This is a genomic window from Microbacterium sp. NPDC058342, assembly GCF_042723935.1.
In the GTDB taxonomy this organism is placed as follows: domain Bacteria; phylum Actinomycetota; class Actinomycetes; order Actinomycetales; family Microbacteriaceae; genus Microbacterium.
In genome coordinates this window covers 675,504-701,604 of record NZ_JBHXID010000002.1, presented here as the reverse complement: position 1 = coordinate 701,604, position 26,101 = coordinate 675,504, and the positions used below count along the sequence as shown (strand labels likewise).

General features: G+C 70.6%; 21 protein-coding genes and 1 other RNA gene. 5 read left to right on the top strand and 17 right to left on the bottom strand.

From position 1 onward, the window contains the following. The first annotated feature begins 59 nt into the window (after window positions 1-59). Together ACFWHT_RS13255 and ACFWHT_RS13250 are read left to right on the top strand one after the other, a co-directional pair. Window positions 60-1,250 carry an AAA family ATPase gene (locus ACFWHT_RS13255; RefSeq protein WP_378829265.1) on the top strand — a complete coding sequence of 397 codons (1,191 nt, stop codon included), beginning with the start codon at window positions 60-62 and terminating at the stop codon, window positions 1,248-1,250. Next, entirely contained in the window at window positions 1,247-1,900 is a 654-nt protein-coding gene (locus ACFWHT_RS13250) for a hypothetical protein (protein ID WP_378829263.1), read from the top strand. The genes ACFWHT_RS13255 and ACFWHT_RS13250 overlap by 4 nt, the downstream gene beginning before the upstream one ends. Here ACFWHT_RS13250 and ACFWHT_RS13245 read toward each other — a convergent pair. From ACFWHT_RS13245 to ffs, 10 genes are all read right to left on the bottom strand, one after another. Further along, window positions 1,892-2,815 carry a DMT family transporter gene (locus ACFWHT_RS13245; protein WP_378829261.1) on the bottom strand — a complete coding sequence of 308 codons (924 nt, stop codon included), beginning with the start codon at window positions 2,813-2,815 and terminating at the stop codon, window positions 1,892-1,894. The genes ACFWHT_RS13250 and ACFWHT_RS13245 overlap by 9 nt on opposite strands. Then, complete coding sequence (gene recR / locus ACFWHT_RS13240; RefSeq protein WP_378829258.1) at window positions 2,812-3,405, bottom strand: recombination mediator RecR; 594 nt, start codon at window positions 3,403-3,405, stop codon at window positions 2,812-2,814. Before recR ends, ACFWHT_RS13245 begins: the two co-directional genes overlap by 4 nt. After that, window positions 3,405-5,852, bottom strand: coding sequence for a DNA polymerase III subunit gamma and tau (locus tag ACFWHT_RS13235; protein WP_378829256.1), 2,448 nt, complete (start codon window positions 5,850-5,852; stop codon window positions 3,405-3,407). The genes recR and ACFWHT_RS13235 overlap by 1 nt, the downstream gene beginning before the upstream one ends. A 46-nt stretch (window positions 5,853-5,898) precedes the next feature. Next, window positions 5,899-8,391: a glycoside hydrolase family 65 protein gene (locus tag ACFWHT_RS13230; protein WP_378829254.1), complete on the bottom strand. Its 2,493-nt coding sequence runs from the start codon at window positions 8,389-8,391 to the stop codon at window positions 5,899-5,901. 42 nt (window positions 8,392-8,433) lie between these two features. Next, window positions 8,434-9,174 (bottom strand): beta-phosphoglucomutase family hydrolase, encoded by a 741-nt coding sequence (locus ACFWHT_RS13225; protein WP_378829252.1) that lies wholly within the window; start codon window positions 9,172-9,174, stop codon window positions 8,434-8,436. A gap of 54 nt (window positions 9,175-9,228) precedes the next feature. Further along, window positions 9,229-10,452, bottom strand: a complete 1,224-nt coding sequence (locus ACFWHT_RS13220) for an acetate/propionate family kinase (RefSeq protein WP_378829250.1) — start codon at window positions 10,450-10,452, stop codon at window positions 9,229-9,231. After that, the gene (gene pta / locus ACFWHT_RS13215; protein ID WP_378829248.1) at window positions 10,449-12,566 is read right to left on the bottom strand and encodes a phosphate acetyltransferase; all 2,118 of its coding nucleotides are present in this window, start codon (window positions 12,564-12,566) and stop codon (window positions 10,449-10,451) included. The genes ACFWHT_RS13220 and pta overlap by 4 nt, the downstream gene beginning before the upstream one ends. A gap of 41 nt (window positions 12,567-12,607) precedes the next feature. Beyond that, entirely contained in the window at window positions 12,608-13,240 is a 633-nt protein-coding gene (locus ACFWHT_RS13210; protein ID WP_378829246.1) for a hypothetical protein, read from the bottom strand. After that, window positions 13,237-13,827 (bottom strand): rhomboid family intramembrane serine protease, encoded by a 591-nt coding sequence (locus ACFWHT_RS13205; protein ID WP_378829244.1) that lies wholly within the window; start codon window positions 13,825-13,827, stop codon window positions 13,237-13,239. Before ACFWHT_RS13205 ends, ACFWHT_RS13210 begins: the two co-directional genes overlap by 4 nt. Before the next feature lie 59 nt (window positions 13,828-13,886). Then, window positions 13,887-13,983: signal recognition particle sRNA small type (gene ffs, locus ACFWHT_RS13200), an RNA gene on the bottom strand. An 87-nt stretch (window positions 13,984-14,070) separates the two neighbouring features. On the opposite strand from ffs, the gene ACFWHT_RS13195 reads away from it, so the two are divergent. Genes ACFWHT_RS13195 through ACFWHT_RS13185 form a run of 3 tightly spaced genes read left to right on the top strand, consistent with a single transcriptional unit; the run spans window position 14,071 to window position 18,479 of the window. Then, on the top strand, window positions 14,071-15,081 hold the full coding sequence (locus tag ACFWHT_RS13195) for an AAA family ATPase (protein WP_378829242.1): 1,011 nt from the start codon (window positions 14,071-14,073) through the stop codon (window positions 15,079-15,081). A gap of 10 nt (window positions 15,082-15,091) precedes the next feature. Next, window positions 15,092-16,276, top strand: coding sequence for a DUF58 domain-containing protein (locus ACFWHT_RS13190; protein ID WP_378829240.1), 1,185 nt, complete (start codon window positions 15,092-15,094; stop codon window positions 16,274-16,276). Continuing rightward, window positions 16,269-18,479, top strand: coding sequence for a DUF3488 and DUF4129 domain-containing transglutaminase family protein (locus tag ACFWHT_RS13185; protein WP_378829238.1), 2,211 nt, complete (start codon window positions 16,269-16,271; stop codon window positions 18,477-18,479). Before ACFWHT_RS13190 ends, ACFWHT_RS13185 begins: the two co-directional genes overlap by 8 nt. Before the next feature lie 30 nt (window positions 18,480-18,509). Here ACFWHT_RS13185 and ACFWHT_RS13180 read toward each other — a convergent pair whose 3' ends face one another. The 7 genes from ACFWHT_RS13180 to ACFWHT_RS13150 are packed head-to-tail and all read right to left on the bottom strand — an operon-like array spanning window position 18,510 to window position 25,940. Beyond that, the gene (locus tag ACFWHT_RS13180; protein ID WP_378829236.1) at window positions 18,510-19,865 is read right to left on the bottom strand and encodes a beta-N-acetylhexosaminidase; all 1,356 of its coding nucleotides are present in this window, start codon (window positions 19,863-19,865) and stop codon (window positions 18,510-18,512) included. Further along, window positions 19,862-20,644: a sugar phosphate isomerase/epimerase family protein gene (locus ACFWHT_RS13175; protein WP_378829234.1), complete on the bottom strand. Its 783-nt coding sequence runs from the start codon at window positions 20,642-20,644 to the stop codon at window positions 19,862-19,864. The genes ACFWHT_RS13180 and ACFWHT_RS13175 overlap by 4 nt, the downstream gene beginning before the upstream one ends. Then, window positions 20,641-21,645 carry a Gfo/Idh/MocA family protein gene (locus tag ACFWHT_RS13170; protein WP_378829232.1) on the bottom strand — a complete coding sequence of 335 codons (1,005 nt, stop codon included), beginning with the start codon at window positions 21,643-21,645 and terminating at the stop codon, window positions 20,641-20,643. The genes ACFWHT_RS13175 and ACFWHT_RS13170 overlap by 4 nt, the downstream gene beginning before the upstream one ends. Window positions 21,646-21,674: 29 nt before the next feature. Beyond that, window positions 21,675-22,547 carry a carbohydrate ABC transporter permease gene (locus ACFWHT_RS13165; RefSeq protein WP_378829230.1) on the bottom strand — a complete coding sequence of 291 codons (873 nt, stop codon included), beginning with the start codon at window positions 22,545-22,547 and terminating at the stop codon, window positions 21,675-21,677. Then, window positions 22,540-23,496, bottom strand: coding sequence for a carbohydrate ABC transporter permease (locus ACFWHT_RS13160; protein ID WP_378829227.1), 957 nt, complete (start codon window positions 23,494-23,496; stop codon window positions 22,540-22,542). The genes ACFWHT_RS13165 and ACFWHT_RS13160 overlap by 8 nt, the downstream gene beginning before the upstream one ends. Window positions 23,497-23,501: 5 nt before the next feature. Beyond that, on the bottom strand, window positions 23,502-24,821 hold the full coding sequence (locus ACFWHT_RS13155) for an ABC transporter substrate-binding protein (protein WP_378829225.1): 1,320 nt from the start codon (window positions 24,819-24,821) through the stop codon (window positions 23,502-23,504). 36 nt (window positions 24,822-24,857) lie between these two features. After that, entirely contained in the window at window positions 24,858-25,940 is a 1,083-nt protein-coding gene (locus ACFWHT_RS13150; RefSeq protein WP_378829223.1) for a substrate-binding domain-containing protein, read from the bottom strand. Between the last annotated feature and the right edge of the window lie 161 nt (window positions 25,941-26,101).

Sequence of the window (26,101 nt, the reverse complement as noted above, 5' to 3'; positions counted from 1 at the left end):
GTGACGCGCTCTGAGGCACACCACCGGGCGACTCGAGAGACGAGAGGTAGTGTGCTTCTATGTCGAATGCACTCCGACGAGTCGTGGCAAGCGGTTTTCGTTCTCTTCAGAAGGTCGATGTGAGGTTCGGTCCGTTCTCGGTGCTCGTCGGCCCTAACGGCTCGGGCAAATCCAACCTTCTGAAAGTGCTCTCCTTCATCCGCGACAGCGCTCGGTTCGATCCGTCGCAGGCGATCAGTCTTCTCGGGGGGTTCTCGCACGTTCTTCGCCAGGACGGTCGGCAGGGAACCGTGAGCCTCTCCATCGAGGCGGTGGTCAGCGAGTTCGCCAGCAGCAACGCCCTCGACAAGTACACGCTCAACCTCACGGAGTCGGCCGACGGAGACATCGAACGAGACGAAGAGCTGCTGTACAAGAGCGTGCGCGGCCGGGGCCGACGCCAGATCATCCGCGCACAGGGTCTGGACGTGTCGATCGACGACTTGCAGCAGAAGGCGGGAACTCGCCAGCAGTTCCTTCGCCTCGCTTCGGACAGCGTGTCCGCGCTCGGGACGATTGCCCGCCTCGACGAAGGCGGGCTGGGATCAGGACCTCGTGACTTCTTCGAGTTCCTCTCGACTGTTCGCTACCTCGATCCCGATGTGAATGCCGCACGCACGCCATCGCGCATGAATCGTGCCGAGCTTCACGATGACGCGAGCAACCTGGCAAGCGCTCTCTACGCATTGTCGGAGGCGTCCCCGGATGCATTCGATGCCCTGCAGCGCGACCTCGCGCGGTGCCTTCCCGGGATGGAGTCCCTCGGGTTCGGCGTCATCGGAGGTGCGGCTGCTTCCATCGTGGTTCAGTTGCAGGAGCGGGGAGTCATCCAGCCGATCGAACTCGCTGACGCCTCTTTCGGCACGGTTCGCCTGCTCGCCCTGCTCACGGCGCTGCATGATCCCGCACCTCCCCAGCTCACGATCATTGAGGAGATCGACCACGGGCTGCATCCTTACGCGCTGGATGTGCTCGTCGAACGCATGCGCGAGGCCTCGTCACGGACGCAGATCATCGTCGCCTCGCACTCTCCGACGCTTGTCAATCGGCTGCGTCCGGAAGAGATCATCATCTGCGACCGCGACCCGGACACCGGGGCTTCGATCATTCCGGTCGTCGATTCCGCGGACGTCGCCGACGCCGTCGCCGACTCGGAATGGCGACTTGGCGAGCTCTGGTTCTCCGGGGCTCTCGGAGGCGTGCCGGCTTGAGTCAGAAAGCGCGCCAGAACGCGTCGGACCGAAACAGGCAGCCCGAGGTTCTGATCTTCGCGGAGAACAAGAACGACTCCGATGCGATTAAGTGCCTGGCGGAATCGTTGAACCCGTCAATGCGTGTGCGGCTTGTCGTGCAAAGAGACCCCACCTCGCTGACTCGTCATGCCCAGGAACGAGCTGTCAGGAGCTGGATAGACCGGATCGCGGGTGCGGTTCACGCCCGCACAAGACTCGCGACGGTCGTCGGGGTGCTCGTGCATCAGGATTCAGACGGTCCAGATCCTGACGGCAGGGTCGCGAAGGCGCTGGGAGAGAAGCTCAATGCGCTGCTGAAGACGACCAGTCATCCCGTCGTCCCCGTGCAGGAGACCGAGAGCTGGTGGTTTCTTTATCCGGACGCATTCCGCTCGGTCAACCGGATCGCATGGAAGGGTCTGAAGCTGCCGTCCAAGCAGGACACCGACGGCATCATCTCGCCGAAGGAGAGACTCATCCGGCTGACGCGGCCGACAAAGCGCACATACGCGGAAGCCGACTCCCTCGCCGTCGCTCAGCAGATGGCTGACGCCGTCCGACGAGGCGAATCTCCGCTGAACCATTCAGCTTCTTGGTCAAGATTCGTGGCACTGGCGAGATCACTCTGACATGAGGCCGGCGTCCGCGGCGCGGGCCCGAACCCGTCCGCCCGTGGCCGCGAGCCAGCATCCGATCAGCACGATCGGGAACCCGATGAGCAGGCCGGGCGTGACCGGCTCGGCGATCAGGGCGGTGCCCAGCACGATCGCGACGATCGGGTTGATGTAGGTGAACAGCGGAGCACGCACGGGCCCGACCTCGCGGATGAGCGCGAAGAAGGCCACGAAGGCCAGCGCGGTGCACACGACGCCGAGGAGCCCGAGGGAGATCGTCGAGCGCAGGGTGGGGACGTCGTGCTGGGTGAGCAGGGCCGCGGGCAGGTATCCGATGCCGATCGCGAACAGGGCGAGGGTGATGGTGCCCAGGGACGGTACGTCCTTGAGCTTGTGCGCGATGATGAACGGCGCGATCGCGTACATCACCGCGGTGAGCAGGATCTCGCCGATAGCGAGCATGCTCGCCGGTTCGTGCGGGAACAGCCCGGGTCCGGCCACGACGACGCCGACACCGGCGAAACCGAGGAGCAGGCCGCCCAGGCGCACGGGCGCCAGGGCCGAGCGGTCGCCGCGCAGCAGTGCGATGACCACGGCGAACAGCGGCACCGTGGCCACGAGCAGGCCGGTCAGCCCGGAGGGCAGCTGGGTCTCGGCGTGGCTGAGCAGCAGGAACGGTCCGGCCATCTCGACGAGGCCGAAGGCGAGCACCCAGGGCCAGTGCTTCCACGCGGCTCTGAGTGCACCACCGCGCAGGGCGAACGGCAGCAGCAGCAGCGCCCCGAGCAGCGTGCGGCCCGCGACCACGGCGGGAGGCGAGAAGGAGGCGACCGCCTCTTTGATGAACAGGTAGGTGATGCCCCAGACGAACGCCATGACGGCGAAGAGGATCCAGCCTTTGCGCCCGAATCCTCCGTGCTCCGCGTTCACAGCCGCCGGCGGCCCTCGAAGGCGCGCCCGAGGGTCACCTCGTCGGCGTACTCGAGATCGCCACCGACGGGCAGTCCGGATGCCAGCCGCGACACGGTGATGGACATGCTGGTCAGCAGCCTGCTGAGGTAGCTGGCGGTGGCCTCGCCCTCGAGGTTGGGGTTGGTGGCGAGGATGACCTCCTGCACGGTGCCGTCGGCGAGGCGGGTCATCAACTGCGCGATGCGCAGATCGTCGGGGCCGATGCCGGCGATCGGGCTGATGGCCCCGCCGAGCACGTGGTAGAGGCCGCGGAACTCGCGGGTGCGCTCGATGGCCGAGACGTCCTTGGCGTCCTCGACCACGCAGATCAGCTCGGCGTTGCGCCGCGGGTCGCGGCAGATCGCGCAGCGGTCCTGCTCGGACACATTCCCGCACACCTCGCAGAATCGCACGCGCTCGCGGACCTCGGTGAGAAGCTCCGACAATCGGGCGACGTCGAACGAGGGCGTCTGCAGGATGTGGAACGCGATGCGCTGCGCGGACTTCGGTCCGATGCCGGGCAGCCGGCCGAACTCGTCGATCAGCTCCTGGACGATGCCGTCGTACATCAGTTGAACCTCGTCGGGGGCTGGTAGGGCTCTTCGCGCAGGAACTTCGCACCGAGCACCTGGCGGATCACGGCCTCGCCTCGGCGCTCCACCCCGTCGGGCGCGGATGGCCGGGAGGAGGCGACCGGCGGCCCCGGCGGCGTCGCCGCGGTCGAACGGGGTGCGGCCGCGGGTCGTCCGGCGTCCCGCGGGGCCCGCGCGGCCACGGTTGCCGGCTGCGGTGCGGCCGCCCCGTCGTACATCGGGTCGTAAGGCGGCTCATCGTCGAACGGCGGGTACTCGTCGTCCGGCGGTGCGTCGATGCCGCCGTCGTACGGCGTCCGAGGCGCGGATGCCGCCGCCTCGACCTCGGTCGGCTCGTCGTCGACCGGGAACTGCGGCTGCACAGCCACGGCCACGGCGACCGCGGTCGCGGTCGCGGATCCGGTCGCCGCGGGCGTCTCGGGCGGGGATGCCGGGATCGGGGCGACCGCCCACTCCGTCACCGCGGACGCGGCCGGGCGCGACGCCGAGGACGAAGCCGCATGCGGGGAGGATGTCGCCGCCCCGCCCGCGCGGCGAGCGCCGGACTGTCCGCTGAGCTGCTCGGGGCCGCTCATCGGATTGGCCCATCCGGATGCCGGCGCATCGTCCGCCGGCCCGGAGGCCGCGCGGGGTGCGGGGCCCGAGGGCGGGGAGCCCTGCGGCGGCGCGGCGCCTCCCCCGCCCCCGGAGGGCGGAAGCGGGGCCGGCCGGTACTTCACGGTGACGCCGAGCTCCTGCTCGATCGCCGCGCGCAGGTGGTCCGAGGGGCCCTGACCGGGTGTGGTGCCCTTGAACTTCGGCACGTCGGCGGGGCTGGCGAACCCGAGAGTCAGCACTTCGCTGTCACGGTCGTAGGCGAGGGGCTGCGTGCCGGTCGCGATCAGCCAGGACGCCCTGCTGATCGACTCGAGACGGGTGAGCACAGCGGGCCAGGATGCCGCGAACCGGTCGAAGTCGACCGGTCCGGCGGGAGCCTGCGGCGCGGTGCTCGCTTCGGCGGACGGCTCGACGGCGGGGCGTGAGCCGGAGCCGGATGCCGTGGCCGCCGTCGCGGGGGCCTGACGCTCGGGATCCTCAGCCGCGACGCGCGGCGCCGAGATGCCCGAAGCGGCTGCGGCGGACGCCGGGTCGGCGCCCGACGCCGGCGCAGTGGCCGCGGCAGGGCCGGCGCCCGCGGCAGCGCCGGTGTCCGTGGCCGGAGCGGTGCCCGAGACCGGAGCGGCGGCCGGGGCCACCGGGGCGCCGGAGGTCGCGGGCTCCCGGGACGGCACCGCCGCGGACGCCGTCGCCGCCGTCGACGATGCCGGCACGGAAGCCACGGCGGGAGCCCCGGCGAGCACACGGGCGACCATCAGCTCCAGGTGGAGCCGGGGCGAGGTCGCTCCGGTCATGTCGTCGAGCGCCTGGCTGACGAGGTCGGCGGTGCGCGAGAGCCGCGCGGCGCCGAAGGTGCTCGCCTGCGACAGCATCCGCTGCAGCTCGTCGGCCGGCAGCCCGCGCAGCACGGCGGATGCTCCCTCGCCGACCGCTTCGATCACGATCAGGTCGCGCAGGCGCTCGAGCAGATCGTCGACGAAGCGCCGCGGGTCCTGCCCGGTCTGCACGACGCGGTCGACGGCGGGGAACGCGGCCGCGGCGTCGCCCCCGGCGAGCGCCTCGACGATCTCGTCGAGCAGCGCGGCGTGCGTGTAGCCGAGCAGCGACACGGCCCGCTCGTAGGTCACGTGGCCGTCGTCGGATCCGGCGATGAGCTGATCGAGCAGCGAGAGCGTGTCGCGCGGCGAACCGCCGCCGGCTCGCACGACGAGCGCGAGCACGCCCTGCTCGACGCGGACGCCCTCCTCGGCGCAGAGCTTCTCGACGTACTCGAGCATGGCGGCCGGGGGCACCAGCCGGAACGGGTAGTGGTGCGTACGCGAGCGGATGGTGCCGAGCACCTTCTCGGGCTCGGTGGTCGCGAAGATGAACTTGACGTGCTCGGGCGGCTCCTCGACGAGCTTGAGCAGAGCGTTGAACCCCTGCGGGGTGACCATGTGCGCCTCGTCGAGGATGAAGATCTTGAAGCGGTCGCGGCTGGGGGCGAACGTCGCCCGCTCACGCAGATCGCGAGCGTCGTCGACGCCGTTGTGGCTGGCCGCATCGATCTCGACCACGTCCAGCGAGCCGCCGCCCGCACGAGACAGCTCGACGCAGCTCGGGCACGTGCCGCACGGGGTGTCGGTGGGGCCCTCCGCGCAGTTCAGGCAGCGCGCCAGGATCCGGGCCGAGGTGGTCTTCCCGCATCCGCGCGGGCCGGAGAACAGGTATGCGTGGCCCACGCGGTCTCCGCGCAGTGCGGTCATGAGCGGATCGGTCACCTGGGACTGGCCGATCATCTCCCCGAAGGTCTCGGGCCGGTAGCGGCGGTAGAGGGCTGTCGTCACCCGTCCAGCCTACGGCGTACGGCCGACATCGCGCGGGCCGCCGGGATCAGTCCTCGTAGATGCCCAGGATCGGGATCGACGTCGTCGTCACCGGCACGGTCGGCGACATCAGCGTGCCGTCGTCGCGGCGTGCGTCCTCGAACTGGCGCAGCGTCGGACGCCCCTCTCGAACCGGTCCCTGTCCGGCGAGTGTCGCCACAACCGGCTCGCCGACGGCCGCCCGGTACGCGTCGCCGCGCACCGAGAACTCCACCGGCTCACCGGCGCGCACCTCGAGGTGCAGCGCGTGCGCGGTCACGGTGACCGCGACCTGCGAACCGCGCCACTGCAGCGAGTACGACAGCTCCGGCCAGTCGGCCGGCAGCCGCGGGTCGAAGCTCAGCTCACCGTCGTGGTCGCGCATGCCTCCGAAGCCGCTCACCAGTGCCGTCCACACGCCGCCCGCGGACGCCACGTGCACGCCGTCGGAGGCGTTGTGGTGCAGGTCGCCGAGATCCACGAACAGCGCCTGCTCGAAGTACTCGCGAGCGAGGTCCCGGTAGCCGACCTCTGCCGCCATGATGGACTGCACGACCGCCGAGAGGGTCGAGTCGCCCGTGGTCAGCGGGTCGTAGTAGTCGAAGTCGGCCAGCTTCTCCTCGGCGCTGAAGTGGTTGCCCTGCAGGAACAGCGCCAGCACGACGTCCGCCTGCTTGAGCACCTGGAAGCGGTAGATCACCAGCGGGTGGTAATGAAGCAGCAGCGGCCGCTTGTCGGCGGGGGTGCCTTCCAGGTCCCACACCTCGCGCTCGAGGAAGAGCGAATCCTGCGGGTGGATGCCCAGCGACTCGCTGAAGGGGATGTGGATGGCCTCGGCCGCCCGCTCCCACGCATCCCGCTCCCCCGCATCCAGCCCGGTGCGCTCGACGAGCGCGGCGTACGCCGCCGGGTCCTCGTGAGCCATCTCGCCGACGATCCGCGCCGCGAAGCGCAGGTTGTACCGGGCCATCACGTTCGTGAAGAGGTTGTCGTTGACGACCGTGGTGTACTCGTCGGGCCCGGTGACGCCGTGGATGTGGAACGTCGAGTCGCCATTGGTGCCTCGCCAGAAACCCAGCGTCGCCCACAGTCGCGCGGTCTCCACCGCGATGTCGGCGCCCTCGCGGCGCAGGAACTCGTCGTCTCCCGTCGCACGCACGTACTTGCCCAGCGCGAAGCTGATGTCGGCGTTGATGTGGTACTGCGCGGTGCCGGCGGCGTAGTACGCCGACGCCTCCTCGCCGTTGATCGTCCGCCACGGGAACAGGGCACCGGCCTCGTTCAGCTGCGCCGCACGACGCCGCCCGGCCGGCAGCATGAGCACCCGCGCGCGCAGCGCGTTCTTGGCCCACTGCGGCGAGGTGTAGGTGAGGAAGGGCAGCACGTAGATCTCGGTGTCCCAGAAGTAGTGCCCGCTGTATCCGGATCCGGTGAGCCCCTTGGCCGGCACCCCCGTGCCGTCCGCGCGCGAGGCCGCCTGCGCGAGCTGGAACAGGCACCAGCGGGTCGCCTGCTGCAGGTCGTCATGACCGGGGATGCGCACATCGGAGCGCTCCCAGAAGGCGGTGAGCCACTCCGCCTGGGCGCGGAACATGGCATCCACCCCTTCGACCCCGACGCGGTCGAGGGAGCGGCGGCAGCGGTCCACCAGCTCGCGCGGCGGCACGCCGCGCGAGCTGTGGTAGCTGACGATCTTGCTGATCCGGATCGGGACACCCGCCTTCGCCTGCACGCGGAAGACGTTCTTCGCGATGTCGGGCTCGATCAGGGTGCGCATGCTGTAGTCGTTCTCGGTCTCGACGACGTGGTCGGCGACGACGGCGACCGTCATGCCCGAGTCGGTCACGCGGTACGACAGCGCGGAGCGCAGTCCGTCCTGCCAGTACTCCACCGGCTGCAGCACGCGCTCGGTGATCCTCTCCGCCTTGCGGGGATCGAAGCCCGCCTTGCGCTCGGACTTCGAGGCCATCGGGTCGCCCGCGTAGATGCCGGCGCCGTCCTGCCGGTTCAGCAGCTGGCAGCTGATGGTGACGGGAGCGTCGGCGTTCTCCACCGTCACCTCGAGCCGGAGGGTCGCGAGGTGACGTTCGTCGAAGCTCACGATGCGCTCGTCGCGCATGCGCACGCGCTTGCCCGAGGGCGTGACCCACACGACCGTGCGCTCCAGCACGCCGGTGCGCATGTCGAGCACGCGCGAGTACTCGTGGATCTCCGTCTCGTCGAAGCTCAGCGGCTCGTCATCGATGTAGACGCGCATGACCTTCGCGTCCGGCGCGTTCACGATGGTCTGGCCGACCTCGGCGAAGCCGTAGGCCTGCTCGGCGTGCCGGATGGGCCACGTCTCGTGCAGCCCGTTGATGAAGGTGCCGTGCTCGTGCGCACCGCGTCCCTCGATGTGGTTGCCGCGCAGGCCGAGATATCCGTTGCCCACCGAGAAGATCGTCTCGGAGACGCCCTCTTCGTCGTAGGCGGTCTCGATCAGGCGCCAGGGATCGGCGGGATAGCGGTCGCGGTCGATCATGCGTTCTCCGGTGCGGTCGGGTGAGTGCAGAGTGAAGGGATGTCAGTGCGAGGCGCCGGCGAGCAGACGCGAGAGATCATCGACGATACCGGTCGCGCCGGCGGCGCGCAGGGCCTGCGGACCCGCACCGCGATCGACGCCCACGACGACGGCGTATCCGGCCGCCGCGGCCGAGGCGACTCCCGCGACGGCATCCTCGACGGCGACCGCGACGGAGGGCTCGACGCCGAGCATCCGGGCGCCTTCCGCGAACATGTCGGGCGCGGGCTTGGAGGCCAGGTGATCGCGCTCGGCGACCACGCCGTCGACGACGACCGTGAAGAAGTCCCGGATGCCGGCGCTGCCGAGCACCTCCTGAGCGTTCTTCGAGCTGGAGACGACTCCCATCGGCACCCCGGCGGCGCGCAGCTGCTCCAGCAGCGCCAGCGATCCGGGAAAGGGCGCGATGCCCTCGCTGCGCAGCGCGGCGGCGAAGGCGGCGTTCTTGCGGTTGCCGATGCCGCAGACGGTCTCGGCCTGCGGCGGGTCGGTGACCTCGCCCCAGGGGATCTCGATGTTGCGGCTGCGCAGCATGCTCGCCACGCCGTCGTAGCGCTTCTTGCCGTCGACGTACGCGAAGTAGTCGGCATCGCTGTACGGCTCGGTCACGCCCCAGCGCGCGAGGACGTCGTCGAACACGTGCTGCCAGGCGCGCATGTGCACCTCGGCGGTGGGGGTCAGCACGCCGTCGAGATCGAACAGCACGCCGGCGGCGCGGTGCAGATCGGGAAGTGTTTCGGACACGGAACCTCCAGGAGCGGGTCTCCAGCCTAATGAAGATGCGGCGTGCGCACGGGCTCAGATCACGGCGAGTGTCTGCCGGGCGATCTCGAGCTCCTCGTCGGTGGGAACCACGAGCACCTCGACCGCGGAGTCGTCGGCCGAGATGCGCCGGATACCTGCGGCGCGCTCGGCATTGCGAGCGGGGTCCAGCCGCACGCCCATGAAGCCCAGCGTCGACAGCGCGTCGGCGCGGACGTCGGCGGCGTTCTCACCGACGCCCGCCGTGAACGAGATCACATCGACCCCGCCGAGCTGGGCGATGTACGCGCCGGCATAGGCGCGGAGCCGGTGGATGTAGACGTCGTAGGCGAGGGTCGCCGCGGTCTCCCCCGCCGCCCTGCCCGCGAGGATGTCGCGCATGTCGCTGTGGCCCGCGAGTCCCAGCAGACCGCTGCGCTTGTTGAGCAGTGCGTCGAGCGCGTCGGCATCCATCCCCGCACGCCGGGCGAGCTGCAGCTGCACGGCCGGATCGATGTCGCCCGAGCGCGTGCCCATCACCAGCCCCTCCAGAGGGGTGAAGCCCATCGAGGTGTCCACCGATCGCCCGCCGTCGACAGCGGTCGCCGAGGCCCCGTTGCCGAGATGGAAGACGATCTGCCGCAGCCCGGCGGCCGGGCGGCCGAGGAAGCCGGCGGCGGCCTCGGAGACGTACTTGTGGCTGGTGCCGTGGAACCCGTATCGGCGGATGCGGTGCTCGCGGGCGATCGCGGCGTCGATCGCGTACGTGTACGCGGCCGGCGGCAGGGTCTGATGGAAGGCCGTGTCGAAGACGGCGACGTGGGGGATGCCGGGGAATGCGGCCTTCGCGGCGCGGATGCCGGCCAGGTTGGCGGGGTTGTGCAGCGGCGCGAGCACCGCGAGGTCCTCGATGTTGATCTCGACGAGCGGGGTGATCGGGGTCGGCTCGAAGAAGCGGGCGCCGCCGTGCACGACGCGGTGCCCCACGGCGACGGGCGGATGCTCGGAGAGCTGCGGCCCGTGCTGCGCGAACTGGTCGAGCATGACCGCGAACGCCGCATCATGATCGGCGATCGGGCGCTCCTCGGCGTGCGTGGCGGCGAGCAGGGTCGGTGCCGGCTCGCCCGCCTCGGCGACCACCCGGACGGTATGGCCGACGGAACCGGATTCCTGCGCGATCCGCTCGATCAGACCGGACGCGAGCTCGGCTCCGCGGTCGGGGTCGATGAGGCTGTACTTCAGCGAAGACGATCCGCTGTTGATGACGAGCACGACGCTCATGCCTGCGCTCCCTGCGCCGCCTGGATCGCCGTGATCGCGACGGTGTTGACGATGTCGCCGACCAGGGCGCCGCGGCTGAGGTCGTTGATGGGCTTGTTCAGGCCCTGCAGCACGGGGCCGATCGCGACGGCGCCGGCGGAGCGCTGAACCGCCTTGTAGGTGTTGTTGCCGGTGTTCAGGTCGGGGAAGACGAACACCGTCGCCCGCCCGGCCACGGCGGAGCCCGGCAGTTTGGCGGCGGCGACCGCGGCATCCGCGGCGGCGTCGTACTGGATCGGGCCTTCGACCGGCAGCCCGGGCTCGCGACTGCGCACCAGGGCCGTCGCCTCGCGCACCTTGTCGACATCCGCTCCGGTGCCGGACTCGCCCGTGGAGTACGACAGCATCGCCACCCGCGGATCGATGCCGAACTGCCGCGCGGTCGCCGCGGAGGAGGTGGCGATGTCCGCGAGCTGCGCACTGGTGGGGTCGGGGATCACCGCGCAGTCGCCGTAGACGAGCACCCGGTCGGCCAGCGCCATGAGGAACACGCTGGAGACGACGTCCACGCCCGGCCGCGTCTTGATGATCTCGAAGGACGGGCGGATCGTGTGCGCGGTCGTGTGCGCGGCGCCCGAGACCATGCCGTCGGCGAGGCCCAGGTGCACCATCATCGTGCCGAAGTACGACACGTCGGTGACGGTGTCGGCGGCCTGCTGCAGGGTGATGCCCTTGTGCGCGCGCAGCCGGGCGTACTCCTCGGCGAAGCGCTGGACGAGCTCGGGATCGGTGGGGCTCAGCACCTGCGCCGCACCGAGATCGAGACCGAGGGTCGCCGCACGAGAGCGCACCTCGTTCTCGTCGCCGAGGATGGTGAGATCGGCGACGCCCCGGGCGAGCAGCACGGCCGCGGCGCGCAGGATGCGGTCGTCGTCGCCCTCGGGCAGCACGATGCGCCTGCGATCGGCGCGGGCGCGCTCGATGAGCCCGTACTCGAACATCAGCGGCGTGACGACGGTCGACTCGGCGAGGCCGAGCTCGATGGTGAGCTCGGTGATGTCGACATGGGTCTGGAACAGACCCAGGGCCCGCTCGTGGCGCTGTGAGGACTCCGCGCTCATCCGGCCGCGGGTGTTCATGATGCGTGTGGCGGTGTCGAACGTGCCGAGGTCGGTGGCGATGATCGGGATGGCGGAGGAGATGCCCTCGAGCAGACGCCCGATCGGCTCGGGTAGCGCGAACGGCCCGTTCAGGACGATGCCGGCGACCTGCGGGAAGGTGCCGGATGCGGATGCCAGCAGCGCGGCCAGCAGCACCTCGGTGCGGTCTGCGGCGATGACCACCACGGCGCCCTCGGTGATGCGCGGCAGCACGTTGACCATCGACATGCCAGAGATCACGACGTCGAAGGCCTCCCGATCCAGCAGTGCGGCGTCGCCCTTCACCAGGCGTCCGTCGACCGCGTGCAGGATGCCGCGCATCGACGGCGCCACGAGGGTGCGGTCCTCGGGGATCGCCCAGACCGGTGTCCTGCGATGCTGGGCGGCCTCGACCTGCTCGATCGTCGCGGCCAGGAAGTCCGGATCGGCTCGGTTGACGACCACGGCGAACAGCTCGGCGCGCTCCCCGGCGAGCTCGGCGAAGGCGAGCGCGGCCAGCTGCCCGACCTGCTCGGGCGTGCGCGCGGTCGTCGTGCCCAGCTGCTCCGCCTGTCGCTGCTGGTCGCGTCCGGAGATCACGAGCATCACCGGTGCGCCGAGATTCGCCGCGATTCGGGCGTTGTAGCCGAGCTCGGCGGGGCTCGCGACGTCGGTGTAGTCGCTGCCGATCACGACGACGGCGTCGCACTGCGCCTCGACGGTCTTGAACCGAGCGACGATCGTCGACAGTGCCGCATCCGGGTCGACGCGCACGTCGTCGTAGGTCACGCCGACGCACTCGTCGTACTCGAGCTGCACTCCGTCGTGGGCGAGCATCAGCTCGAGCACCTCGTCTCGCTCGCCGGAGGAGCGGGCGATGGGCCGGAACACGCCGACGCGCGACGAGACGCGCATCAGCGCGTCCAGCACGCCCAGCGCGATGGTCGACTTGCCCGTGTGCCCCTCGGCGGAGGTGATGTAGATGCTGCGAGCCACCGTCCCAGCCTAGGCGCGCCGCGATGCCGGCGGTGGGCCGTTCATCGCGCGCATTCCCCCGACAGTGCGTCGACGACCTCGCTCGCCTCCTCTTCGAAACGCGCGTAGTGCTCGCGGTCGGAGTTGATCTGCACCCTGTTGATGGCGTGCGAGGGCGACAGCTCCCGCCAGTCGGGAAGCCGCTGCAGACGCGCGAAGAAGCGAGCGGCCGCCGTCTCGGGGTCCATGCGCTCGTCGACGCTGCCCCACCACGCCTGCTGCTGGAACAGTCCGATGCTCGTGGTGCGGCTGCCGTCGGGGTTGGTCGCCCCCGAGGTCTCCCAGTCCCCGTGGTCGATGTTGTGCAGCGAACTCTCCCCCATCGCCGCCATCACGCCGACCACCTGGGCCTCGCGGTCGAGGCCCATCCCCCGGGCGGTGCGGATGATCACGACGGCGTTCTCGAGCTGATCGCCCCGCCAACCGCTGATCCCCTGCCCGGGAAGCTGCGCGGATCGATCGATGCAGGGCACCGTGGGGCGCGGCGCCGTGAAGACTCCGATGATGACGAGGACGGCCGAGAGGGTCACCGCGGCGGATGCCGTGATCGCCGCGACCTTCAGCATCCGCCTGCGCTCCCGGCGACGGCGGGCTCGGCGGCGCATGGTCGCAGCGCGGCTGCGACGCCCGCTCACGCGGGCCGCTCCGCCCGCCTGCCCGGGAACGCCATGAGGCCCCCACCGACGGCGCCGAACAGGTGCGCCTGCCAGGACACCCCCGGGCCGGCGCCGAAGATCCCGGTGAGCATCGTCGCCCCGTACAGCGCGACGACGACCACGGCGATCGCCGCGTAGGCGAGGCGATGAGCGACCCGCCCGGGCGCGAACACCCGCAGCACGACGTATCCGAAGTAGCCGAACACGAGCACGGACGCGCCGACGGTGAGGGTCCCGGGCGCGTTCACCAGCCAGGTGCCCGCGCCGCCGACCAGCGCGATCGCCGCCGTGACGACCCAGAACCGGGCCGCTCCCTCGACGGCGACGAGGCAGCCGAGCACGAGGAACGGCACGGAGTTGCCGATGAGGTGCGGCCAGTTCGCATGCAGCAGCGGTCCCAGCACGAGACCCTGCAGGCTCCCCGGATCCCAGGACCGCAGGCCCCAGCCGGTGAAGGAGCCGGGCAGCACGGCATCCGCGATCTGGATCGCCCACATCACGGCGAGCAGCGAGATCGGCGCGAGCAGGCGCGGGATCGAGGCGGTGCGGGTGGCGGAAGCGGTCACAGCGACGATCCTGTCAGGGGATCCGGTGAGGATGCCGAGGAGCCGACCCGTCCGGGCAGAGAAAAGACCCTCCGCGCACCCGACAGAGCCCGGTTACCCTTGCTACGTTTCCGTCCTGGGGGAATTGGCCTGGATGCCGTCACGCGGAGAGCCGTCGAACAGTCTACCCGACCGCACGCGGGCCGCCGCACGCCTGCGCGGGTTACGATCGAGTTTCGCACCGTCGCGCGGAAGGGGCAGCGCATGCAGGAGCAGACCACCGAGCGGATCGGCGCGGCGCCGGCCGGGCCCGAGCAGATCGACGCGGCACGGTTCGCCGACCAGACGACGCGGATCATCGCCTCGGTCTCGTCAGTGATCGACGGCAAGCCCGAGGCGGTGCGCAGCGCCCTGACCTGTCTGTTCGCCGAGGGGCACCTGCTCATCGAGGACGTGCCGGGGGTCGGCAAGACCATGCTCGCCCGCGCCCTCGCCGCGAGCGTCGACGCGACCGTGCGCCGCATCCAGTTCACGCCCGACCTGCTGCCGGGCGACGTCACCGGTGTCGCCGTCTACGACCCGGTGGCGCGGGAGTTCGAGTTCAAGCGCGGCGCCGTCTTCGCGAACATCGTGATCGCCGACGAGATCAATCGCGCATCGCCCAAGACGCAGTCGGCGCTGCTGGAGGCGATGGAGGAGCATCAGGTCACCGTCGACGGCACGACACACGCTCTGCCGGATCCCTTTCTCGTCGTCGCCACCCAGAACCCTCTCGAGATGGAGGGCACCTACCCGCTCCCCGAGGCGCAGCGCGACCGATTCATGATGCGCATCTCGATGGGGTACCCGGATGCGGCCGCCGAGACCCTGATGCTTCGCCAGCGCGAGCTCTCGAACCCCCTCGCGGCGATCACTCCGGTCACCGATGCCGCCACCGTGCGGCAGCTGATCGCCTGGACCCGGCGGGTGCACGTCGCCGAATCGCTCGAGGAGTACGCGGTCGCGATCGCGCAGGCGACCCGGCAGGATCCCAACCTGCACCTGGGTGCGAGCCCGCGTGCCACCCTGCAGCTGGTGCGCGCGGCCAAGGTGCGCGCAGCCCTCGACGGCCGCGAGTTCGTCATCCCCGACGACATCGCGGACCTCGTCCTGCCCGTCTTCGCGCACCGCCTGCTCGCCGCGCGCGGCGTGCACCGCGCCGGGACGCAGCCGGTGGAGGCGGCCCTCACGCAGATCGTGGCCCGCGTGCCGGTGCCGTTCGCCGGCTCTCGCTGAGGCGCACCGGATGAAGCGCCGACCGCTCACCGCCCGTGGATGGGCGTGTCTGCTCTGCGGTCTCCTGCTCCTCGTCGCCGCCAACGTCGTCTCGGCGCGCCCCCTGCTCTATCCCGCCGTGCTGCTGCTCGCACTGCCGCTGATCTCCCTCGCGATCGTCCGGGTGCCCCGTCGCCGCGGCGCGGTGTCGCGGCAGATCTCCACCGACCTGCTCGCCGTCGGCGAGACCTCGCGCGTCACCGTGCGCTTCGACCTGGTCTCCATCGGCGTCCCGCGCGGCACCTGGCACGATGTGCTGCCCTCGTCGGTGCGCGGACTGGCATCCGGAGAGTACCCGGGCGACTCACTGACCCTGCGCTACGACCTGGACGGCGTGCGTCGCGGCGTCTCGACACTGGGCCCGCTGATGCTGCGCACGGTCGATCCCTTCGGGCTCGCCCAGCGTGAGCAGGCATTCGGTGAGACCCGCACCATCACGGTGATCCCGCAGAGCGTCGCCCTCGCCCCGCTCCCGACCCGCGTCGGCGCCGCTGGAGGCACGGCGCAGACGCGCTCGAGCCGGCTCGGTCAGGGCGCGGACAACCTCATCCCCCGTCCGTACGCCTCGGGAGACTCGCGCCGGCGCATCCACTGGCGGGCGACGGCGCACCGCGGCACCCTGATGGTGCGGCAGGAGGAGGAAGAGGCCAGTCCTGACGCGATGGTCGTGCTCGACCGCGGAGCAGACCGCTGGGCGCGGCCAGGCGACGAGCCCGACCCTGCGTTCGAGACGGCCGTGTCGCTGTGCGCCTCGGCCGCCCTGCGCCTCGAGCACGACGGTTACAGCGTCGACGTCGTGGACAGCGCCGGCATCCTGCTGGGTGCGCTGCGCGGGCATGAGGATGACCGTGAGGAGCTCATGATCGCACTGGCCTCGGTGACGCCCCGAGGCGGGGAACGGGACCTGCGCACCGTCGTCGGCAGCACCCCGCCGGGCCCGCTCGTCGTGATCACCGGCCACCTGACCGTCGAAGCCTCGGAGCGCCTGCACACGGCGGGCGCCGCCGCTCCTCTGCTCTTCGCCGTGACGGCGGACGACGGCGCGCTGGACTCCGCCGCCGCCCGCGGCTGGCTCACCGCAGCGCTGCCCGCGTCGGGCGACATCCCCGCGGCGTGGAGCTCCGCACTGCCGATCTCGACGGCGCGCCATGGCTGAACGCGCACGAGAGGAACGGGGCGCGCGGGAGCGCCGGCGTCCGGTCCGGCCCGCCGGTGCGGCCGCCCTTGCCGGCGTGACGACCCTCGTTGCGATGTCGCCGTACACGGGCACGATCACTCCGGGGGTCTGGACGTTCGTCGTGTGCGCCGTCGTGATCGTCGTGGCGGCCGCGGGCCTGCTCGCCCGGCTCTGGCTGGACCGGGCGCGACCGATCGTGCGCGGCACGCTGGTGCTCGTCGTGCAGCTGACCGCCGCGACCCTCGCGTGCACCGCTCTGCTGGCCGGCGAGAGCGCCGCGTTCGGTCTGGTGCCCACCGCGGCATCCGTGCGCCTCATCGCTGTGCGCGTGGGGAGCAGCTTCCAGGAGATCGCCGACGGGGTCGCACCGATCGCCGCCTCGCTCCCGCTCGCCGCCCTGCTGGGTCTCGCCTTCGCTGTCGTGGCGATCACGATCGATCAGCTGATCGCGCACCGGCTCGTGATCCTCGCCGTGCTGTGCTCGTCGGTCGTCGGCGTGGTGCCGATGCTCGTCTCCTTCGGCGCGGTGAACATCGCCTGGTTCCTGATGCAGGCGATCGTCATCCTGGTGATCCTGCGCTTCGGTGCACGGCACGACCCCCAGGCGCCGCGAGAGGCGTCGTACCTGGTGGCCGGCGCCACCGGGGTGGTCGCTGTCCTGATGTCGCTGGCGCTCGCGCCGGCGCTGCCGGTGGCATCCGCTCTCCCCGGCGCGGGTCCGGTGCTGACGGTCAGCGCCGATCTGCGGCTCGGCGACGACCTGCGCCGGCCGGAGGGCATCGAGGCGCTGACCCTCGTCACCTCGGGCACCGCCGCGCCGTACCTGCGCATGGCGACCCTGTCCCGCTTCGACGGGGACGTCTGGCGGCCCGACCGCCCCGACCGCGTACCGCTGGGTGAGGGGTTCGGCGAGCGCGACTGGGATGAGCGGATCGAGACCACCGAGACCGAGGTGTCCGTGCGGGTGCTGGGCTTCACCAGCGACCGGCTGCCCGTGCCCTACGCCCCCGAGCGTCTCTCCGGTGTGGAGGGATCCTGGTCGGCGGTGCCCGAGAACCGCACCGTGCTCAGCCGCACCTCGGATGCCGCAGGTGCCGACTACACGGTCCGGGCCGCCACCCCCGTGCCCACGCTCGAGCAGATCCGGGCCGCCCCGGCATCCGGCGTCCCTCGCTCCACGCCGCCGGACGACCTGCCGCCCGTCATCGCCGACCTGGCGCGCGAGGTCACGGCCGACGCCGACACCGATTACGACCGGCTGATCGCGCTGCAGGACTGGTTCCGCAGCGAGTTCTCCTATTCGCTGGAGGCGCCCGTCGAAGAGGGCTTCGACGGCACGGGCGCCGAAGCCGTGGCCACCTTCCTCGACAAGCGCACCGGGTACTGCGTCCACTTCGCCGGCGCCTTCGCGCTCATGGCGCAGACGCTCGACATGCCGGTGCGCGTCGTCGTCGGCTACCTGCCGGGGACGGCCACCGACCAGAAGCGCGGCGACGACGTCGTGTACTCGGTGTCGAGCGACCAGCTGCACTCCTGGCCCGAGGTGCACTTCGAGGGGATCGGCTGGGTGCCTTTCGAGCCGACCGCGACGCTGGGCGTGCCGACGTCGTTCGCGGCGTCGTCCACCGACGGAGGCGACGGCGACGGAACGGATGCGCCGACTCCGACGACCGCACCCACCGGCGGCCCGTCCGCCGCGCCGACGAGCACGGCCGGCCCCGACGAGGCCGATGGCGGCGCCGGCACCGCCCCGCAGCAGCGGCTCGACCCGACGCCCGTGATGCTGACGGTGCTCGGCATCCTCGCCGTGCTGCTCCTGCCCGCGCTGGTGCGCGAGGCACGGCGGATGCTGCGGACGGGGCGGGCGCGCTCGGGCGACGCGATGGCGGCCTGGCGTGAGCTGTCGGATACTCTGACAGACCTCGGGCTCGCCGCGGGCGAGGCGCAGACCGCACGTGTGCGGGCGGCGTCGCTGGTCGCCGCCCGCGGCGCCGATCCGGAAGCGCTCGCGCTGCTCGTACACGCCGTCGAGGGTGCCAGCTACGCCCGCAGCGCCACGGATGCCGGAGACCTGGCCCGGCCCCTGCGCGTCGTGCTCACGCAGCTGAGCGCCGTCGTCGACGGCCGGCAGCGGGTGATCGCCCGGCTGCTGCCGGCGTCGCTGCTGCGCCGTGGGGACTGAGGCGAGTCCGACCGGAGCCCGCCTGCGCTCTCACGGGTGGCTGCCTCCGTTCCACAGGGCCTCCGCGATGAGGTCCAGCCGGGGGAACAGCAGGCTCTCGCGCGCCTCGCGGTGCGGCGCGTACTCCGTCCACAGCTGCGCCTGTCCGCCGAGGAAGGCACCGGCGAGCTCGTCGTCGGTCATCTCCGGCACGGCGCGAAAGCGGGCCGCACGCGCCTCGTCGAGGACGATGCCGCAGGCGAAGGGGTTCGTGTCGTCGTCACGCGCGAAGTAGTTGAGGTACGTCCGGGTGTGGTCGGCGGTGATCACCTGCGCCCCTCGACGCGCGGCGGCCACCCCGCCGTCGTCGGCGAGCCAGGAGACCGCGATCGCCTCCTCCGAGAGCACCTCGCCGTCGTACCAGTACAGCGCGGTGCGGCCCCGCCCGCGAAGGCGGGAGGCCGCGATGTCGACGAACCATCGCCGCAGCGCGTCGGTGTCGGGCAGTCCGAGTTCAGCGGCGCGCGCGATGCTGACCGGGTCCTGACGCCAGGTCTCCAGACGCGGCTCGTCGCCGCCGACGTGCACGTGCGTGCCGGGGAAGATGTCGCAGACCTCGTCGAGCACGTCCCCGATGAAGCGCTCCACCTCCGTGGTGGGCGCCAGCAGGTTCGGACCGAGGCCGAACCTCGTCGCGACCGGCAGATCAGGAGCACCGACGCCCAGCTGCGGATACGCGGCGATCGCCGCCTGCATGTGACCCGGAAGATCGATCTCCGGGACCACCGTGACGAACCGCTCGGCCGCGTACGCGACGACGCGCTCCAGATCGGCGCGCGTGTAGTGACCGCCGTGCCGTACGCCGTCATGCCGGTGGCCGTGTCCCCAGTCGTCGTCCGCCCGCGGATCGGGAGCGCCCTCGATCGGCGCGCCTCGGGTCGTCGTGCCGTCGCGCCACGCGCCGATCTCGGTGAGCCTGCTCCACCCGGGAATCGGGATCCGCCAGCCCTGGTCGTCGGTGAGATGCAGATGCAGCACGTTCAGGCGCCGTGCGGCGAGCTGATCGATCAGGACGATCAGCTCCTCGACGGGCACGAACCAGCGTGCCACGTCCAGCATGAGGCCGCGCCACGGGTGCGCCGGTGCGTCCCGGTAGACGTCCGCGGGGTGATCGCCACGACGGATGCGCGTGAGCGCCCGGAACGCTCCCGCGGCCGAGCCGGCCCTGACGACCGTCACGCCGTCCTCCTTTCGGAGCACGTACTCCTCCGGCCCGAGCGCGATGTCCGGACCGAGGACGCAGACGGTGCCGTCCGAGTCGCGCCGAGCGCCGAGCACACCCGACGCGGCGGCCCCGAGCGCGTCCCAGATCTCATCTCCCGCCACGATGGTGAGGTCGGTCGTCATCGCCCGGCCCCGTCCAGAAGCCGCCGGAACGGCACGAGCGCGTCCTGGACGTGCGCCGCCTCGGGGTACCAGACGCGCTCCCACTCCAGCGCGATCGCCCCGGCGTAGCCGATCCTGTCGAGCTCCGCGAGCACTCCCGGCAACGGCACGGCGCCGTCTCCGAGCATGACGGGGGCGAGCTCGGTCGGACTCGCCGCATCCTTCAACTGAACGTGACGCAGCCACGGCGCCAGCGCATCGGCCGTCTCGCGCGGGGACTCGCCGGCGCGCCACGGGTTCACCACGTCCCACAGCGCGCCCGTGCCCGGCGAATCGGCACGATCGAGGATGCCGGCGATGGCCGCTCCGGTGAGGAAGACGTCATGGGTCTCCATCACGATCGTGACATCGGTGCCGTTCACGCGGTGCGCGGCATCCGCGAGACGGGCCGCGGCAACGTCGCGCGACTCGGCGACTCCTTCGACCCCGCCGAACACCCGCACGAACGGCGCGCCGAGGGCTTCTGCGAGCCGCACGTGCTCGACCACCTCCGCCACGGGATCGCCCTCGTCCCGCGCGATGCGCACGTAGGACGCGACGACGAGCGGGGACACCCCGACCGATCGCAGGTCACGGCCGAGTGCCTCGGCATCGGGGATCGACGTCTGCGGGGCGAGCAGCTCGCCGGAGGCGCAGCGGAGCTCCACCACGTCGACGCCCGTGCTCGCGGCGATGCGTGCCAGCTCCTCGACGGAGGCACCGGGAGCGCCCAGAGTGCTGAAGGCTCGAACGCCGGTCATGCCGCGACCCGCTCCGGCAGGGCGATGGCCGCGCCCGCCGCTGAAGCGTCGTACACCGCGAGCGCTGCATCGAGCACGCCGACCGCGTAGTCGACGCCGATGCGCGGCTCGCGCCCGCTGCGTGCCGCCTCGACCAGGTCCTCGATCTGTGCGGTGAAGGCGTGGGCCATCTCGTCCGGCTCGATCGGCACGTGCCCGGTGCGTCGTCCGTCGGTGAACACCTGCACCCCGTCGGTGCGGTCGACCGTGAGCGCTCCCCTGTCGCCGACGACGGTGATCTGCTCCGCGAACCCCAGTCCGGTGCCCGTGACCGTGAGGGAGGCGTGCACGCCGCCGTCGAGCTCGAAGAGCGCTGCGGCATCCGTCTCGACAGCGCTCCCGGGCCGCGCGCTCACCGCCCCGCTCACACGACGGATCCGCGCGTCGGCGAACCACTGGATGCGGTCGATCGCGTGGGTGCCGACGTTCAGCACGATGCCGCCACCTGCTATCGCGGTGTCGAAGAACCATCCGGGGCGCGAGCCCTCGCCGTAGTCGGAGGCGCGACGCTCGATCACCAGGCGGATGTCGCCTATCGCGCCCGCGCGCAGCAGATCGTGAGCGGCGACATGGCTCGGGACGAAGCGCAGCACGTGGCCGACGGCGAAGGTCACAGAGGCCGCCGCGGCGGCCTCGACGAGCGCGGCGGCGTCAGCGCGCGTGGTGGCGATCGGCTTCTCCAGCAGCACGTGCTTTCCCGCTGCGAGCGCGTCGAGGGCCAGCGGCGCATGCAGCGCGTGCGGGACGGTGATGATCACGCCGTCCACGGCAGGGTCTTCGAGAAGGGTCCGGTAGTCGGTGCTCACAGCGGCGCCGTACTCGCCCGCCAGGCGTTCGGCCGCCTCGCGCCGCACGTCGCAGACCGCGGCGACACGATGACCGGCGGATCGAATGGCACGGGCGTGGAGCCCTGCGATGGTGCCGGCGCCCACGATGCCGAACCTGAAACTGTCGATGGCCACGGAGTGTGGTCCTTTCTGGATCATGGGCGTCAGCCCTTAAGCCCTGCGCCGGCGGCTCCGCGCACGAAGTACCGCTGGGCCAGCAGGAACACGATGAGGATCGGCACCAGGCTCATCAGGGCAGCGGCGGTCACCAGCTGCTCGTCGCCCGCGAACTGGCCTTTCAGGCTCTGTACGCCGATGGGCAAGGTGAAGTTCTCCGGCGAGGTCAGATAGATGGTCGGTTCGAGGATCGCGCCCCACGTGGCCATGAAGGTGAACACCGCGAGGGTCGCCACGGCCGGTTTCGCGAGCGGCAGGTGCACACGCCAGAACACCTGCCAGGGGTTGGCTCCGTCGAGCGTCGCGGCCTCCTCGAAGTCCTTCGGGATGCCGAGGAACGTCTGTCGCATGAGGAAGATCCCGAACGGCGTCGCCAGCCAGTAGGGCACGATCAGCGGAAGGAGGGTGTCCAGCCAGCCGAAGGAGTTGAAGAGGATGAAGCTGGGCACGATCGTGATCACGGCCGGAAGCATCATGGTCCCGAGTGCCAGCGTCAGCAGCAGATTGCGCCAGGGAAGCACCATGCGGGCCAGGGCATGGCCCACCATGGAGCTGGTGAGCACGCAGCCCACTACGGCGGCGACGGAGACGATCGTGCTGTTGAGCAGGTAGCCCGCGAAGGGCGCGCGCTCCCAGACCTCGGCGTAGTTCTCCCACACCACGGGACTGGGGATCCACGTCGGAGGAACCTGGATGTACTGCTCCCAGGACTTCAGGGAGTTGCTGAACGCGGCGAGGAACGGCAGCACCATGATGAGCGCACCGGCGATGACGAACGCGTACGCGGGAAGCTTGCGCAGCGCGACACGTCGGCGACGCGCACGCAGCGCGGGACGGGAGAGCACCGTGGAGTCAGGCATAGTGCACCCACTTCTTCTGCAGCCGGAACTGGACCAGGGTGAGCAGCATGATCAGCGCGAGGAGCACCCAGGCGATCGCCGAGGCGTAGCCCATCTGGAAGTACTCGAATCCCTGCCGGTACAGGTACAGCACGCTGAGCTCGCTCGCACCGTTGGGGCCGCCATCGGTCATGACGAACACCTGGTCGAACGACTGCAGGGTCTGGATGATGGTGAGGATCAGCACCAGGAAGGTCGTTCCCGAGATCCACGGAAGCGTGATGTGACGCAGCCGCTGCGCGGCGTTCGCGCCGTCGAGGGTGGCGGCCTCGTACTGCTCCTCGGGGATCGACTGCAGGCCGGCCAGGAAGAGCACCGCCATGTAGCCGACGCCCTTCCACACGGCGACCGACACGAGGACGGGGATGACGAGGTTCGGATCCTGCAGCCAGTCCTGCCTGGGCAGGCCGAGCCACTGCAGCAGCTGGTTCGCGACGCCGAAACGAGCGTTGAAGATCGCGTCGGCCACGAACGCGACCACCACCCACGACGAGATGACGGGGACGAAGTACGCGCCGCGCAGCAGCGCCATTCCCTTGAGCTTCTGGTTCAGCGCGATCGCGAGCAGCAATGCCAGGCCGGTCTGGAGGGGTACGAACAGCACGGCGAAGTACGCGGTGTTCCCCAGCGTCCGCCAGAACATCGGATCGTTGGCGAGACGCACGAAGTTGTCGACGCCCACCCAGCGCGGGGCGTTCACCATGTCGTACGAGGTGAACGCGAACGCGAGGGACGCCAGCAGCGGCCAGGCGGTCAGAGCGATCAGGTGCAGCAGGTAGGGAGAGGCGAACAGCAGCCCCCAGCCCATGCCGCGGCGGCTGCGCCGCCGCGGCTTCGCCGTCGAGGACCCGGGGGCGGGGACGCCAGGAGGCTGTGCCTCCACCCCCGAGTCTGCGATGGTCACGGTCATCGGGATCAGTCCTTCTTGCCGGCCTGGAATCGGTCGATCGACTCCTGCGCCTTCTGCTGCGCATCGGAGAGCGCGTCGCCGACGCTCATCGAGCCCGAGAGCGCGGCCGTGATGTTCTCGCCGATGAAGCCGGTGTACTCGGACCACACGGCGTTCTCGCCCATGTCCTCGGCCTCCTCCATGGCATCCAGGAACGCCTGTCGATTCGCCGGAGCCGTCCCGGCGCTGAGGAAGGTGCTCGAATCGGCGACCTTCGCATTGATCGGGATGCCCTCGCCGAGCGCGGCCCACGCGGTCTGCGGCTTCTCACCGGAGAAGAACTGGATCCACTTCCAGGCTGCTTCTGCTTCGGCATCGCTCGACTTGGCGTTCACCGCCCACGCGTTGACGATCGCGGCCTCGCCGCGGTCGCCGCCGGGGCCGGTGGGCATGCGCACCACGTCGAAGTCGACGTTGCCGGCGATCGCCGACTGCGCGCGAGCGTAGATGCCGAAGGACATCGCCACCGTCTGGTTCGCGAACAGCTCGTGGGGGCTCCCCAGCGACGAGGTGGTCACGACATCGGGCGCGAACCCGGTCGCCGGGTCGATCGCCTCCTGCACCCATTCGAGAGCGGCTGCGGACTCCGGGCTGTCGACCGTGACCTCGGTGCGGCTCTCGTCGACGACGTGGCCGCCGAAGGCCCGGATCTGCGGCCACCAGCTCTCGGTGAATCCCGGAGAGAACGCGCGGAAGCCCCACACCTCCGGAGTGCCGTCGCCGTTCGCATCCACGGTGAGCTTCTTCGCCGCCGCGGTGAGATCGTCGTAGGTCCAGTCGTCGGTCGGCGCGTCGAGGTCGGCCTCCTCGAACATGGCCTTGTTGTAGTAGAGCACGGGCACCTGCGCCGCCTGCGGGAACGCCCACAGCCGGCCGTCCGCATCGCGGTGATGGTCGAGGCCCACGTAATCGGCGGCGTCGAGGTCGGCGGCGTACTCGCTCAGGTCCCGCAGGCTCCCTCGCGCGGCGAACTCCTGCACCAGCACGCCGTCCGACAGCCAGACGTCGGGTGCGTTGCCTCCGGCGACCTGCGTGCGCAGGCGCTTGAAGAAGTCGACGTACGGCGCCGCCTGCACCGTGACGTCGATGTCGGGGTTCGCCTTGCTGAACTCGTCGACGAGCGCTCGCATGGTCGTGTCGGCCTCACTGCCGGCGGCCGCGTAGAAGCCGATGGTCAATGCGTCCTGACCGTCGCCGCCGGTACCGGCGGCGCAGCCGGTGAGCGCGAGCGCGGCGACGGTGCCGAGCGCAAGGGTGCGAACGACCCTGGACCGTGAAATGGACATGAGAATCTCCTGTCGGGTGGATGGATGTGAAGCGGATCAGCCGCGGAGGCGGCTGGAGTCGCGGACGGTGATGCGTGGCTGGAGCAGGGTTCGGACGGCTGCGGTGGCTCCCTGAGTCGCGATGCGCCGAAGCAGAGTGTGCGCGGCGAGCCATCCGACCTCGAACTTCGGCGGGGAGACCGCGGTGAGCGGCACCTGCGCGAGGTCGGCGACCTCGTCGTCGTAGCAGACGACGGCGAGATCACCCGGCACGTCGATGCCCTGGGCACTGAGCCTCGGCAGCAGCGCCGTGGCCTCCCTGTCGCCGAGGCAGAAGACGCCGTCGAGCTTCTCGTCCCGCGCGATGCGCGCGTACTCCGCGAGCTCGTCCGGACCCCAGGTCGCGCGCCGCATGACCGCATCGGGCAGAGGCAGGACGCCGAGGTCCGAGATCGCACGCTGGTACCCCCGGAACACCTCCTCGGCGGTGGCGGTGTCGCTGCGACCCATGAAGCCGATGCGTTCGCAGCCCTGCTCCACGAGGTGACGGACCGCGGCGAAGCCGCCGCCGACGACGTCGGTCGCGATGTAGGACAGACTGTCGTCCGGCGCCGCGTCGACGGGGCGCCGCTCGACCAGCACGGTCGGGATGCCGAGACCGCGGATCGCGTCGAGCTGCGCCTCCGCGTCGCCGGAATGCAGGGTCGGCGCGACGAGCAGCCCGGCGACTCCCGAGTCGATCATCTCGGCGATCCGCATCAGTTCGCGATCGTGGTCGTAGTCGCTGGAGGCGAGCATCATCCGCACCCGCGCGGAGCCCGTCGCGCGCTCGATACCGCCGATGATGCTCGGGAAGTAGTAGCTCGTCGACGGCACGATCACGCCGAGGACTCGGGAGCCGGCGTCATCACGGCGAGCCGTCACGTACGTGCCGGACCCCTGCCGGCGCGCGACCAGCTCTTCATCGGCGATGATCTCGATCGCGCGACGGACGGTATTGAGCCCGACCGAGAACTGCTCGGCGAGCGCCTTCTCGGTGGGCAGCCGATCGCCGACGCCCCACTCGCCGGCATTGATGCGAGTGCGCAATTGCGCCGCGACGCTTTCGAAGAGCGTGCGAGCGATTGGGAATGAATTCATTCTCTTTCCTGGGTTCAAAGCGTCGTCGATTCGGAAGGATTCTGTGACCATATTGAGCGCCTCCCTGGAATGTCAACCCGTGATCGGGATATGTTTGCCGAAGTCCCGGAATTCTCCGGGAACATGAATGCCAATTCATTCCCTTTCAAGGAAGGTCTTCT